General features: G+C 63.2%; 12 protein-coding genes. 10 read left to right on the forward strand and 2 right to left on the reverse strand.

Annotated features, from left to right (window positions below; all coding sequences use genetic code 11):
• Positions 1 to 101: 101 nt before the first annotated feature.
• The 3 genes from LOY37_RS16105 to LOY37_RS16115 all read left to right on the forward strand — a co-directional run bounded on the left by LOY37_RS16105 (position 102) and on the right by LOY37_RS16115 (position 3735).
• The gene (locus LOY37_RS16105) at positions 102 to 821 is read left to right on the forward strand and encodes a thioredoxin family protein (RefSeq protein ID WP_258715243.1); all 720 of its coding nucleotides are present in this window, start codon (positions 102 to 104) and stop codon (positions 819 to 821) included.
• 101 nt (positions 822 to 922) lie between these two features.
• Positions 923 to 2479, forward strand: a complete 1557-nt coding sequence (locus tag LOY37_RS16110; protein WP_258715244.1) for a hypothetical protein — start codon at positions 923 to 925, stop codon at positions 2477 to 2479.
• 338 nt (positions 2480 to 2817) lie between these two features.
• On the forward strand, positions 2818 to 3735 hold the full coding sequence (locus LOY37_RS16115) for a bestrophin family protein (RefSeq protein WP_258607200.1): 918 nt from the start codon (positions 2818 to 2820) through the stop codon (positions 3733 to 3735).
• Here the strand turns inward: LOY37_RS16115 and LOY37_RS16120 are convergent.
• Complete coding sequence (locus LOY37_RS16120; protein WP_258593892.1) at positions 3716 to 4708, reverse strand: bile acid:sodium symporter family protein; 993 nt, start codon at positions 4706 to 4708, stop codon at positions 3716 to 3718. The genes LOY37_RS16115 and LOY37_RS16120 overlap by 20 nt on opposite strands.
• A gap of 79 nt (positions 4709 to 4787) precedes the next feature.
• On the opposite strand from LOY37_RS16120, the gene LOY37_RS16125 reads away from it, so the two are divergent.
• The 6 genes from LOY37_RS16125 to LOY37_RS16150 all read left to right on the forward strand — a co-directional run bounded on the left by LOY37_RS16125 (position 4788) and on the right by LOY37_RS16150 (position 11670).
• Positions 4788 to 5600 (forward strand): helix-turn-helix domain-containing protein, encoded by an 813-nt coding sequence (locus tag LOY37_RS16125; protein ID WP_258717202.1) that lies wholly within the window; start codon positions 4788 to 4790, stop codon positions 5598 to 5600.
• 82 nt (positions 5601 to 5682) lie between these two features.
• Positions 5683 to 6078, forward strand: a complete 396-nt coding sequence (locus LOY37_RS16130; RefSeq protein WP_258607202.1) for a hypothetical protein — start codon at positions 5683 to 5685, stop codon at positions 6076 to 6078.
• Positions 6079 to 6083: 5 nt separating this feature from the next.
• Entirely contained in the window at positions 6084 to 8744 is a 2661-nt protein-coding gene (locus tag LOY37_RS16135) for a DUF4132 domain-containing protein (protein ID WP_258715245.1), read from the forward strand.
• 59 nt (positions 8745 to 8803) lie between these two features.
• Positions 8804 to 10147, forward strand: a complete 1344-nt coding sequence (locus LOY37_RS16140; protein WP_258715246.1) for a hypothetical protein — start codon at positions 8804 to 8806, stop codon at positions 10145 to 10147.
• Positions 10148 to 10210: 63 nt separating this feature from the next.
• Positions 10211 to 10624 (forward strand): hypothetical protein, encoded by a 414-nt coding sequence (locus LOY37_RS16145; RefSeq protein ID WP_258715247.1) that lies wholly within the window; start codon positions 10211 to 10213, stop codon positions 10622 to 10624.
• On the forward strand, positions 10621 to 11670 hold the full coding sequence (locus LOY37_RS16150) for an FAD-binding oxidoreductase (RefSeq protein ID WP_258715248.1): 1050 nt from the start codon (positions 10621 to 10623) through the stop codon (positions 11668 to 11670). Before LOY37_RS16145 ends, LOY37_RS16150 begins: the two co-directional genes overlap by 4 nt.
• Here LOY37_RS16150 and LOY37_RS16155 read toward each other — a convergent pair.
• Positions 11660 to 12535 (reverse strand): LysR family transcriptional regulator, encoded by an 876-nt coding sequence (locus LOY37_RS16155; protein WP_093381532.1) that lies wholly within the window; start codon positions 12533 to 12535, stop codon positions 11660 to 11662. The two genes, LOY37_RS16150 and LOY37_RS16155, sit on opposite strands and share 11 nt — an antisense overlap.
• 131 nt (positions 12536 to 12666) lie before the next feature.
• On the opposite strand from LOY37_RS16155, the gene ampC reads away from it, so the two are divergent.
• Positions 12667 to 13824, forward strand: a complete 1158-nt coding sequence (ampC, locus tag LOY37_RS16160) for a class C beta-lactamase (RefSeq protein WP_258715249.1) — start codon at positions 12667 to 12669, stop codon at positions 13822 to 13824.
• The last annotated feature ends 3 nt before the right edge of the window (positions 13825 to 13827 follow it).

Raw genomic sequence — 13827 nt, forward strand, 5'->3', positions numbered from 1 at the left:
CGGCGATGAATTCACCACCGTTCATCGCCCTGGCCTCATACCTGTCGAATCCCCCACCCGGCAATCGACCATGAGTACATTCCCCCAGCGGAGCCGTACCCATGGACAACCATCAAAACCCCCAGGTGGTCTCGCGCAGCGAATGGCTCAGCGCCCGCCGCCAGCTGTTGCTGCATGAAAAGGCCCTGACCCACCAGCGCGACGAACTGAGCAAGGCCCGCCGCGCCCTGCCCTGGGTGCGGGTCGACCAGGACTATCGCTTCGAAGGCGCGCAAGGCCGCCTGAGCCTTGGCGACCTGTTCGCCGGCCGCAGCCAGTTGCTGGTCTATCACTTCATGTTCGGCGAAGGCTGGGATGAAGGCTGCCCGGGCTGTTCGTTTCTGGCCGATCATTTCGACGGCGCCAACCTGCACCTGGCCCATCACGACGTGTCGCTGGTGGCGGTGTCGCGCGCACCCTATGCCCAGTTCCAGGCCTTCAAGCAACGCATGGGCTGGAAGTTTCCCTGGGTCTCGTCCCACGCCAGTAGCTTCAACCAGGACTTCGGCGTCGGCGCCAAGGGCAGCGACCAATACAACTATGAGCCGTATTCGGGCGAAGAAACCGAGCTGCCGGGCCTTAGCGTGTTCTACCGCGATGCCGGCGGCACGCTGTTCCACACCTACTCAAGCTACGCCCGCGGCCTGGACATGCTGGTCGGCACCTACAACTTTCTCGACCTGATGCCCAAAGGCCGCAACGAGGAAGGCACCATGGACTGGGTGCGCCATCATGACCGTTACCAAGACCTCGCCCAACCACCCCACTGCTGCCATGAATAGCCGCGCTACCTAGTATTTTTGCCAGTAGCCAGCACGCCCTGGCGGTGCTCGAATGCACCGAGGCCTGTCGACCGACAGGCCCCACCCCGGAGGCAGGGCGTATGGAACTTTTCATCGATCACACCGATTTCGAATCCGACGTTGATCCCTGGAATGGTTGGCAGAAAGGGCCCAATGGCAGCATGTTGACGATCAAGACAGAGCAAGGAAATCACTTTGCCGGATTTGAAAACTTCCAGGGCACCCTCAATGGGCGCATCCTCAACAAAACGCTCGAGGGGCTGACACCCGCAACGCACTACACAATTTCCATGCGCGTCAGACGCCAGAAAGACACGTCGATGACGCCCAGCCTGTGGTTCGAATTGGACGGTAATGAACTGGAGGGGCGAATTGCGGTAGTCGACAAGCAATGGCAAACCCTTCGCTGGACGTTTCAAGCCACCAGCATCACGCAACACCTGGAGTTGCTAGGCCGTGACGGCACAGCACAAACAGGTGGGGATATCAGCTTTGACGATATCCGCATTCACCCCACCACCATCACGGAAAACTTCGACGGCCAGGCAAATCATCTGATCGACCCCGGGCAAAGCATTCAACTGCCGACCATGACCATTACCCTGCTCGAAGGCCCTGCTGGCATCAAGGCCGGTATCGAGCGCTACGCCTATCCAGAGGCAGGTTTGCTGGAGGGCGAAGCGATCGTCCTGCAACGCGGCGTGAGTAAATCTGCTTCAGCTCAACGGCTGCGGATCGCCCCCATTGTACCGTGCGATAGAATCAAGTTCGCCTGGACCTGGAGACAACGTCCGGGCGAAGTCGAGTTCTACGATGAGCAAGGCCAGCGGCTCGAAACATTGAGCTTTGACGGGGAGCCGAAACATCATTGGGTGGAGTATCAAGCGCCAGCCAATCGCCCGATCGCCTCGCTGGTGTTTACCTCGCGCGACTACGCCTTCCTCGATTTTTTCACTTTCTCTCAACTACCCGACGAGGCCGCGACAACACTCAACACTGTGTTCATCGATCACACCGATTTCGAACCCGGCAATGACCCATGGAATGCTTGGCACAAAGGCCCCAATGGCCAGGCGCTGGCGCTGACCTGCGATGGCAGCAACCAATGGGTGCACTTCGAAAATTTTGCCGGTCACCTGTTGGGCAGTGTGATGCGCAAGGCACTGGCAGGCCTGACACCCGGCACCGACTATCGCCTGTCGATGCGGGTAAAACGCAACGGCAACAGCTCCAAGACCCCTCACCTGTCATTCGAGCTCGATAGCGCCCGACTCGAAGGCGAGTTTGCCGTCACCGCGCCGGAATGGCAGACCCTGCGTTGGCAGTTCCGCGCCCAGGAGCACTCCCACACCCTCGAGCTGATCGGGCGTGACGATACCGGCAACGGCAGTGATAACGGTGCTGACTTCAGCTTCGATGATATCCGCATCTACCCGTTGCTGATCAACGAGAGATTCCGTGATTACGATACCCCGCAGCTTATCGGCGCCGGCCAACGCCTGGTACTGCCGACCATGACCATCAGTTTGCCTAACGATGCCCCGGCCAGAGCCGGACTTCTTTTGGGCGGTCTCCACTACAATTACCTGGGTGTTTCGTATGGGGAACATCATCCGGATGTCTTCGCAAAAGCTTGATATAAATCTTGCCTTACCCTGCACAAGAATCAGGTTTGAATGGATCGTCAGAGACAAACGCGGAGAAGTTGAGTACTTGGATTCGCAAGGTACTCTTCTGCACAGACAGATCCTTGAGCGCCCCGATTCCACTGCGCGTGATTGGCTGGAGTATGAGGCCCCGGCGGACAGCAACATAGCCCTGATCCGTGTCATCGCAAACGACGCCTCTTTACTCGGCGACTTCACTCTCTGGTGCCAATGACCCTGGCATTTTTATCCCAAACTGTATCCTGACCCAGCTTTGCCCTACAGTAACGCGCGTCAATACTCGCGTTACTGTACAGGGCCTGCCTTGCATGATCATCCAGCCACAAAAACCCTCCATCCGCGTCCTGCTGTTTTCGCTCAAGGGCTCGATCATCCCGGCGATCTGGCGCAAGGTGCTGTATACGGTGCTGATCAGCTCGGCAGTGGTAGCCACCCATGGCACCCTGTTCGAGTACAAGGTGATCCTCACCGCCACGCCCTTTACCCTCTGGGGCCTGACCCTGGCGATCTTCCTCGGCTTTCGCAACACCGTGGCCTACCAGCGCTTCTGGGAAGCGCGCACGCTGTGGGGCGAGCTGCTGATCGTCAGCCGCAACCTGACCCGCCAGACCCTGAGCCTGCTGCCCGACCTCGACGCCAGCCAGCGCCGCGCCCTGCTCGACCCCTTGATTGCTTTCGCCTACGTGCTGCGTGACCAGTTGCGCGGCACCCCGGCCTGCGCCGACCGCCAGCGCCTGCTCGACACCCCGACGCGCACCACCCTGGCCAGCAGCGATGCGCCTGCCAGCCGCCTGCTCGGCCTGCTCGGCCAGCGCTTCATGGCCCAGGCCCGCGATGCCGGCGCCGGCGAGGTGATCCAGGCCAACCTCGACCAGCAGCTCAACCGGCTGTCGTACGTGCTTGGCGGTTGCGAGCGGATCAAAAACACGCCCATCCCCTACCCCTACATCCTCATGCTGCACCGCATCGTCCACGTCTACTGCTTCCTGCTGCCGTTCTGCCTGGTCGACAGCATCGGCTGGTTCACGCCGTTTGCCGTGTGCGTGCTGGCCTATACCTTCTTCGGCCTGGATGCCCTGGGTGACCAGATCGCCGACCCGTTCGACACCCAGCCCAACGACCTGGCCCTGGACGCCATGTGCCGCAACCTGGAAATCGCCGTGCGCGAGCTGGCCGATGAGGCGGCGCCGGCACCACTGCAACCGGTCAAAGGGGTTCTGTTGTAAGCGAGGGTTCTTCAGTACGCGCGGCATAGCGCTGGGCCAGTACCGCGCAGACCATCAGCTGGATCTGGTGGAACAGCATCAGCGGCAGGATCATTGCACCGATACCGCCGCCGACGAACAGCACCTGGGCCATCGGCACGCCGGTGGCCATGCTTTTTTTCGAGCCGGCAAACAAAATGGTGATGCGGTCTTCGAGGTTGAAGCCCAGCCAGCGCCCAAGCGCGCCGGTCAGCCACAGCACCAGCGCCAGCAGCAGGCAGCAGACCAGCGCCAGGCCCAGCAGGCGCGACGCAGGTACTGCATGCCACAGGCCGCTGACCACCGCATCGCTGAAGGCGGTATAAACCACCAGCAGGATCGAACCCTGGTCGACGCTCTTCAACCAGCGGGCATTGCGCGCCACCCAGGCGCCGATCCAGCGCCGCGCCAGTTGCCCGGCCACGAACGGCACCAGCAGTTGCACAACGATTTTCAGCACGGCATCGAGGCTCGAGCCGCTGTCACCCTCGACGCCCATCAGCAGCACCACCAGCAACGGCGTCAAGACGATGCCGAGCAAACTCGACGCCGCCGCGCTGCAGATCGCCGCCGGTACGTTGCCACGGGCCAGCGAGGTAAAGGCGATGGCCGACTGCACCGTGGCCGGCAAGGCGCACAGGTACAGCACGCCCAGGTACAGTTCATCGCCCACCAGCGGCAGCAACAGCGGCTTGAGCAGCATGCCCAGTAGCGGAAACATCACAAAGGTGCAGGCAAACACCAGCAGGTGCAGGCGCCAGTGCCCGGCACCGGCGGCGACCGCCTCACGCGAGAGCTTGGCGCCATGCAAAAAGAACAGCAGGCCGATGGCAAGGTTGGTCAACCAGCCGAACAGCACGGCGCCACTGCCTTCGCAGGGCAGCAGCGTGGCAATGAGGATGACCCCGAGCAGCGCCAGGGTGAAATTGTCGAACAGCATCCGCAGGTACTTCATGGCCGCTCCCGGCTTGTTATTGTGGCGCCGCAGACGTTAAGGTCTTTGCCCGATCTTGACTAACGCCAGCGCCCCGCCAGTGTCGCCAAAAGGACAACCGCCCGCCTTCACCCCGCAGTCACTGGAGCAGCTGACGGCACTGCCGCGCCCGGTGTATGGCCATGTGCAGGCGCTGCCCAACGTGGTGCTCGGCTACCGCCATAGCCATCCGTGGGGGCAGTTGTCCTATGCCATTCGCGGCGTGCTGGAGGTGCACACCGACCAGGGTTTCTACCTGGTGCCGCCGCAGCGCGCAGTGTGGCTGCCAGCGCACGTGCCGCACCGGGTCAGTTGCGCCGACGACACCTGCCTGCGCAGCCTGTACCTGGAACAAGCACCGGCAAGCTGGCGCGAGCCGCAATGCCGGGTAGTCGCGGTCAAGCCGCTGTTGCGCGAGCTGATCCGCAGCTTCAGCGAACTGCCAGTGGAATACGACAGCGAGGGCCCCGACGGGCGCCTGGTGCAGGTGCTGCTCGACCAGCTGGACAATGCAGAACAACAGCAACTGATGCTGCCGCTGCCACTGGACCCTGACCTGCGCGCCCTGTGCAGCCACCTGCAGGCACAACCCGATTCGCCGACCGGGCTGGCCGACTGGGCGCGGCAAGCCGGCGTGTCGGAGAAAACCCTGAGCCGGCGTTTTCAACGCGAAACCGGCCTGAGCTTTCGCCTCTGGCGCCAGCGCATGCGCCTGCTTTGCGCCCTGCCGGCCCTTGAGCGCGGCGAGCGGGTCACCGACGTGGCCCTGGCCTGCGGCTACGAATCACTGTCGGCGTTTATCGCCGCCTTCGGCAAGCAGTTCGGCCTGCCGCCGGGGGAGTTCTTTCGCGCACGCAACGGCAGTGATGGTTGAGCGCCTGCACGTCGAAATCCGCCGACCAGCCTGATACTCTTGCGCCCATTGCTTTTTGCCTCTTGCCAGAAAAGGAGTTCCCATGGCAACGCTCACCGTCCGCGACGAGTCGGTTTCGGGCGAAGTCTTCGACGATTTCGCCCTGCACTTTGCCACCGACACCATCACCGTGCGCCAGCTGATCCGCGAACGGGTCCATCAGGAAGTCCTGCAGCGCAGCACTGAGACCGGCCACAGTCGGCGCCAGCGCCTGGTCAGCCCCGAACCGCTGGAAGCTGCGCTCAATGGCGAGCCTGTCGTCGAGCGCCAGACCATCGACTGGCGCAAGCAGGTCGACATCGCCTGTGAGGCCTTCGAGCGCAATGGCTTTTTCATCCTGCTCGACGAGCGTCAGGCCGAAAGCCTCGACGAAGTCCTGACCATCCGCCACGACAGCGTGGTCAATTTCATCAAACTGACCCCGCTGGTAGGAGGCTGAACCTCATGGCACTGGAACAACTTCAGGCGTTTCGCCACGACCGCGCGCAAACCGAACTGGGCCCGGTCGAGCACATCGGCCCGGACGGCTACCCGCTGCTGGCCGGCTCCGAACTGCGCCACGAGCATGAGCTGATCGGCGAACTGCTACCGCTGCTGCAAAAAATTCACGGCCGCCCCGACGCCATGGTCTTCGCCCTGGGCAAATTGCCGGCGGTGATGGCCCTGAGCCCTGACCCGGCGCTGCGCACGCGCCTGGTGCTGGCGCTGATCGAACGGGTGGTGGCCTACAACGGTGAGCTGAGCACCGCCAGTGCTGGGCATGCCTTCTCGCACATTTTCGACTACGGCGTACTGCCGGCGCTGATGACCTGGCTGATGGAAAACGGCGCCGACGTCGGCCAGCTGGCCGAGCCTGTGCTGCAGTGGTTCACCAGCTACCGCTTCGCCTATTACGGCACCCTGCCGACCCTGACGGTGGCCGACTGGGTCATCGCGCAACACTTCAGCACAGTGCCAACCGACCTGCGTGACCTGCTGATCATGCTGCGCAGCCAGTGCGCCGACCTGGGCCACTACGGCAACTTCGGCGAACAACTGCTGGCCAAGCTCGACCCGCTGCTGGGCAGCGGCGCCTGGCAGGTGCTGGCGCCGTGCGAACACTGGACCCAGCTGGCCCTGGAAGACCTCGAACAACTGAGCCCCGAGGTGCGCGAAGACTGGCTGGCGCTGTTGCGTCAGGCCGCTGCGGCAACTTCGGCGCGGCCCTCGGCTAAATGGCTGAAGAACGCCCAGGCGCTGTTGGCCAAGGTCGGTGAAGCACCGCTGCGGGCGGCACTGCTGCGCTGGTTTGCGCGGGTCGATGCCGGGCGCTGCGGCGCGTTGCTCAACGTCGGCTGGGAAAGCACCGATGACCGCGCACGCATGCACGATGGCAACGCCACGGTGCTGCGCGGCCTGTTGTGGATGTGCGCGCCGCTGGCCGACAGCGAACTGACCCGGGCCATCGCCCGCCTGGCCCTGAGCGCCTACCGCAAGGTGCGCGGCATCGGCCCACGGGCGCCCAAGGTCGGCAACGCGGCGGTGTTCGCGCTGTCGTCGATCCCAACCAGCGAAGCGGTCGGGCAACTGGCCTTGCTCAAGGTGCGGGTCAAGTTCGGCACCGCGCAGAAGGAAATCGAAAAAGCCTTCACCAGCGCCGCCCAAGCACTGCAACTGCCCCGTGACCAGATCGAAGAACTCGGCGTGCCGACCTACGGTCTGGAGCAGGTCGGCCTGCGCCGCGAAAGTTTTGATGACGGCGCCTTTGTCGCCGAGCTCAAGGTCGATGGCAAGGCCGCTACCCTGAGCTGGTTCCGCGCCGACGGCACGCCGCAAAAATCGGTGCCGGCCAAGGTCAAGGCCGACTACAAGGACGAGCTCAAGGAGCTGCAAGGCGCGCTCAAGGACATCGGCGCCATGCTGCCGGCCCAGGCCGAGCGCCTGGACAGCCTGTTCCTGCTGGAAAAACACTGGCCGTACGATCAATGGCAGGAGCGTTACCTCGACCACCCGCTGATCGGCACCCTGGCGCGGCGGTTGATCTGGGTGATCAGCGACGGCGGCCAGCAGCACGCCGTGGTGTTCAACGAAGGCTGCCTGCAAACCCTGGACGGTAAAACCATCAGCCCTTCCAGGGCGGCGCAAGTGCGCCTTTGGCACCCGATCGGCCGCCCGCTGGAGGAGGTCCTGGCCTGGCGCGAGCGCATTGAAGCGCTGCAGATCACCCAGCCGTTCAAGCAGGCCCACCGCGAGGTCTACCTGCTGACCGAAGCCGAGCGCAACACCGCCAGCTACTCCAACCGCTTCGCCGCGCACATTTTGCGCCAGCACCAGTTCCACGCCCTGGCCGCCGCCCGCGGCTGGCGCAACAAGCTGCGGCTGATGGTCGATGACACCTACCCGCCGACCACCCGCGAGCTGCCGGCCTGGGGCCTGCGTGCCGAGTTCTGGATCGAGGGCGTGGGCGACGACTATGGCGTCGATACCAACGAAGCCGGCGCCTTCCTGCGCCTGAGCAGCGACCAGGTACGCTTCTACCCCATCGACGCCGCCCAGCGCAGCGCCCATGCCGGTGGCGGCGGTTATGCCTTGAACCGCTGGGATAACGCCGTGGACGCTGCGCCCTTGCCGCTGGACCAGGTGCCGCCGTTGGTGCTCAGCGAAGTGATGCGCGATGTCGACCTGTTCGTCGGCGTCGCCTCGCTGGCCAACGACCCGCTGTGGGCCGACGGCGGGCCGGACGGCCGCTACCGCGATTACTGGCACAACCACTCGTTCGGCGAGCTGGGCGCCACCGCGCAAACACGCAAGCAATTGCTGGAAAAACTGCTGCCGCGCATGACCCGCCTCAAAGACAAATGGACCCTGCACGGGCGCTTCCTGGAGGTCACCGGCAAGCTGCGCAGCTACAAGATCCACCTGGGCTCGGGCAACATCCTGATGCTGCCCAACGATCAGTACCTGTGCATCGTCCCCGACGCCAAGGCGCGGCAGAAAAACACCCCGCAGTACCTGCCGTTCGAGGGCGACGCGCTGCTGTCGATCATCCTCTCCAAGGCCTTGCTGCTGATTGACGACGACAAGATCAGCGACCCGACCATTACCCGGCAGTTGGCTTTGAAGTGACTGGCCGCTCTACTTGGCTGACCAGGGAAGGAAAGCAAATGACGTGCACGCATTACGCAATGATCGAAGATAGTGTGCCTGGTGATCCCGAAGGTCTGGTCATCCTTGACTGCATTACCGCTGAATCCGCCGACGCCTTGAGAGGGTTAAAATGGGCAAATATTCAACCCGGTAACGAACACCTTGAAAATACCTTGCTGCTGACAATCCGCCAACGTGACCTGTTGAATCTGCCTATTTGGGGCGACTTCTTTTTATTGCGCCCCGCCCCAGCCTGGATCTGTTTCAACTTGAACGATTCGGGCGCACCTGCCGAAGGAGTTGAGGCCACGTTCGTCGGCCTCGCTGGCGAACGGGAAGAAGCGCCACTCAGATTGACGTTAAGCGACATGCGCTGGGCCTCCCCCCAATTGCAATCATTGGCGCTCCTGACGGGTCTTTCGGTACGCAAGCAACGCATCCTCGACGTGCTTGAACAAGCCGCCGCAAAAGCGGGCCCTTCACGATGGACGGTTGCTTATGACGTTGGACAAGGCAATGCAAACGCCCTGGTCGACGAAGGCGGTCACCCTCGACTGTTTTACGACCTGGGTTGGCCGACCAGCTTCAATGCCCGCACTCGTCCGGCCAACAGACCTGCTTTGCTGGCTGGCGACAGGTGCTGTAGCCACGACTCGCTCCCCGCCCCAGTAGTGCTCTCTCACTGGGATTTTGACCACTGGGCATTTGCAGTTGCCAATACCAGTTACAACTTCGGCAAGAAAGCCGCCCATATCACCTTCGATCCTCTGGCTCTGCAACGCTACTGGATTGTTCCGCGGCCGCCTACCCGATACCGGGGGGTCGGACTGGGCCCAACCCATTTGCGTTTCATCAGTCAACTTGGTCAGCGACTGGTTTGGCCCAACCGGTTAAGGCGAGTTGCCTTCAGTGCCGGTGTCATCACCCGCACCGACCCGGTCACGGACCCATATGACCGCAACAACCAAGGGCTAGCGTGGTTCGTAATGGAGAATCAAAGCGCCCAGACGGCTATCTTGCTTCCTGGAGATATTGAATACGCCAAGTTGCACTGGCCAGCGTCGGCGCCCGACCTGCTTTCTCTGGTTGCCAGCCACCACGGTGGGCGCGCAGGAGCGCCCCCGATGGCAGCGATCCCCGCAGCAAGCCATCTGACGCTTTCGCTCGGTGCTGGCAACGTCCATCGCCACCCTAGCGCAGCGGCCCTGAGAAACCATAGCCTGTGCGGTTGGCCCACCCCACTGAGCACCAGTAATCGCTCGACGCCCCCAGGCTCATTATTGGCCACTGGCTCAGTGCTGATCCCCTTGAACCCTCTAGCGCTCAGGCCCACTTTCAGTTGCCCGACACTGATTGCCAGTAATCTGGTCCCGACCCAATAACACTCCCTCAGTCAAAGGATTGCCGATGATTGCCCAACTACTGATACCGCTATGAGGTGGTTCATGCTCGCCCTGGCGCTGGTCGCTAGCGTCTGCACCGCCGATGACGAAGACTACCCGGACCCGCTGTACGGCTTCGTGGTCGGTTCCTATGCGCTGATCGGGAAAGAACCCGACAACGGCGCCAGCTATGCCGGCCAGGCCACGCTGCGCTATGTGGACGGGCAACTGCTGCTGGCAACGACCATTGACGGCAAGACCCGCACCGCCATCGGCCAGGTCGAGGTCGCGGCCATTGCCAAGGCCAAGGTGCTGCGTTTCACTTGGCCCGGTCACCGTTCGACCTGCCTGATCCACGGCGACCTGGACAACTACGCGCGCCTGACCTGCTACTGGCAACGCGACGGCGTCGAGCACAAGGAGCCGGGCATGGAAAGCTACTTCCCGACCGCCACCTGGCCGGAGAATCGCCAATGACAGCCGAGGCCGAGCGCCCGCACGTGGTGGTCATCGGCGCCGGTATCGTCGGTGCCTCGATTGCCTATCACCTGAGCAAGCACACCCAGGTGACAGTGATCGACAAGGGCCAGCCGGGCCTGGGGGTCACCTCGCGAGCCTTTGGCTGGATCAACACCACGGCGCCGCAGCCTGGCGAATTCGCCGCCTTGCGCAATCTGGCGATTGGTGAGTATCACCGCCTGCAAGACGAGCTAGGCACGGCGCCGATCAACTGGAGCGGCGCACTGTCGTTCAGTGCAGCGCCCTTGCCCGCCGCTGGCGTCGAGCCGATCGACCCGGCTCGCGTGCGAAAGCTTGAGCCGCAGTTCAAAGCGCCACCGCAGCAGGCGCTGTTTGCACCGCAGGAAGGCTCAATCGACCCGCTGGCGATGACCCGTTTGCTGCTGGAACGCGCCCAGGCCAACGGCGCCAGGGTGCTGAGCGACACACAGGTGCTGGCGATTGAATGCCGGGACGGCGCCGTCGCGGCGCTTGTCAGCGCAGAGGGACGGATCAGTTGCGAGCGCCTGGTCGTAGCGGCAGGCACCGCGTGCAAGGCCTTGCTGCAGCCCTTGGGCGTCAGCTTGCCACTGCATCCGTCGCCGTCGATCCTGATCCGCCTGCGGGCGCAACAGCGGCTGGTGCACACCCTGATCGCCAGCAGCGAACTGGAAATCCGCCAACCGACGCCGGAGCTGATCCTGGCCGCCGAAGACTACCTCGACGCCGACGGCGAAGACGGTCCCCAGGGCATTGCCCAGCGGGCGCGCACTACCATCCGCAACAGTTTGCACGGCGGCCAGGGCCTTGAGCTAATCAGTACCGAGGTTGGCTTGCGACCCATGCCGGATGATCGCATCCCCATTATCGGTGCCTTGCCAACTGTCAGCGGCCTGTACCTGGCGGTGATGCACTCGGGCGTGACCCTGGCGGCCGTGGTCGGCCGGCTGGTGGCCCAAGAGCTGATCGACAGCCGACTGGCGCCCGAGCTGCAAGGCTGCCGGCCTTCGCGTTTCAGCCTGTAGCTGCCTTCAACAGCCAGGCTTTGAACGCCGCCATCGCCGGGCTTTCGGCCTTGGACTGCAGGCGCGTCAGCCAGTAGCTGCCGGTACTGATGCCCAGGGCAAATGGCTGGCGAATGGCATCGCTGGCCAGCAGGCGTTCGAACATAAGCGGTGGCGCCAGGGCCACACCGGCGCCTTGCAGGGCGGCGTCCATCATCCCCAGCGACGAATCGAAGACCATGGTCCGCGACGGCTGTACCGCGCCCGGCAGGCCAGCGGCCTGGAACCATTCGGCCCACTCGTCGCTGCGGTAGGAACGCAGCAGGGTGTGTTGCAGCAGGTCGGCCGGGCTGTGCAACTGCACGGCAATCGACGGCACGCACAACACCGACAGCGGCGCCTCCAGCAACGGCTGGGCATCGATGCCATGCCAGGCGCCGCTGCCAAAGCGGATGGCGTAGTCCAGGCCTTCGGCGGCGATATCGACGCGGTTGTTATTGGTCGACAGGCGCAAATCGATAAACGGGTGCAGGGCCTGGAACTCGGGCAGGCGTGGCAGCAGCCAGCCGAGCGCAAAGGTGCCCACCGCGCCGACGGTGAGTACTTCGCGGTAATGGCCGCCATCGAAGCAGTCGAGGGTCTGGGCGATGCGGTCGAAGCATTCGCGCAGCACCGGCAGCAAGGTTTCGCCTTCACGGGTGAGCATCAGCCCGCGCGGCAGGCGCTTGAACAGGGCGACCTTGAGCTGGGCCTCGAGGCTCTTGACCTGATGGCTGACCGCCGCCTGGGTCACGCACAGCTCGATGGCCGCGCGGGTAAAGCTCAAATGCCGGGCCGAGGCCTCGAAGGCACGCAGGGCATTCAGGGGCAGGTGTGGTCGGATCATGCAGACTCCCAAATTTTTCTAATGGCTGCTGCGAAATATCATCGTTTGTGCAACCTGGGCAAAGCGCCTAGATTGGCGCTCCCTGCTGCAGCCAGGCTCACAACAGTCCACTTAAGGAAAGGTTGCCGATCATGCACCAAAAAACCAACCTCAAGCCAGGGATTCTGGCTGCCTTCAGCCTTTGCCTGGTTGCCGGGCAAAGCCTTGCGCAGACGCCGCTGGAGTCAACGGTAAGCGCCGCCGTGCGCCCGCTGATGCAGCAACAGGCAATCCCCGGCATGGCCGTGGCCATCAGCGTCGATGGCCAGCAGCACTACTTTAACTACGGAGTGGCCTCGAAACAGAGCGGCCAGCCAGTCAATGCCGACACCCTGTTCGAGATCGGCTCGGTGAGCAAAACCTTTACCGCCACCCTTGCAGGCTTTGCCCAGGCCAGTGGCAAGCTGAGCCTTGGCGATACGGCCAGCAAGCACTGGCCCGCACTCAAAGGCACCGCGTTCGATGGCATCACCCTGCTCAACCTTGGGACTTACAGCGCGGGCGGCCTGCCCTTGCAGTTCCCTGACGCGGTCAAGGGCGAAGCCGACCTGGCCGGCTACTACGGCCACTGGAAAGCCGACTACGCGCCGGGCACTCAGCGCTTGTATTCCAACCCCAGCCTGGGCCTGTTCGGCTACCTCACGGCGAAAAGCCTGGGAACGCCGTTCGCCCAGTTGATGGAACAACAGCTGCTGCCGCAACTGGGCCTGCAGCACAGCTACCTGCAAGTGCCTGGCGCGCAGATGGGCAACTATGCCCAGGGATACAACAAGCAGGACCAAGCGGTGCGCGTCGGCCCCGGGCCGCTGGATGGCGAGGCCTATGGATTGAAAGTGACCGCCGTGGACCTGCTCCACTACCTGGACCTGAACATGCAGCCGCACAGCCTGAGCAAACCGCTGCAACGGGCCATCGCCACCATCCAGACCGGCTATTATCAGGTCGGTGCCATGACCCAGGGCCTGGGTTGGGAGCAGTATGCCTACCCGGTCAGCCTTGAGCAGTTGCAGGCCGGCAATGCGCCGTCGATGGTGCTGGAGCCGCAACCTGTGAGCTGGCTGAAACCGGCGCGGCCGCTGCCAGCCGACACCTTCTTGAACAAGACCGGCTCGACCGATGGTTTTGGTGCCTACGTGGCGTTCGTACCGTCAAAACGCATCGCCATTGTGTTGCTGGCGAACAAGAACTACCCGATTGCCGAGCGGGTGAAGGTGGCGCATCAGATTCTCACGACGCTTGACCCGCGATGAGGC

The sequence above is a fragment of the Pseudomonas sp. B21-012 genome, from assembly GCF_024749305.1.
Classification (GTDB): Bacteria; Pseudomonadota; Gammaproteobacteria; order Pseudomonadales; family Pseudomonadaceae; genus Aquipseudomonas.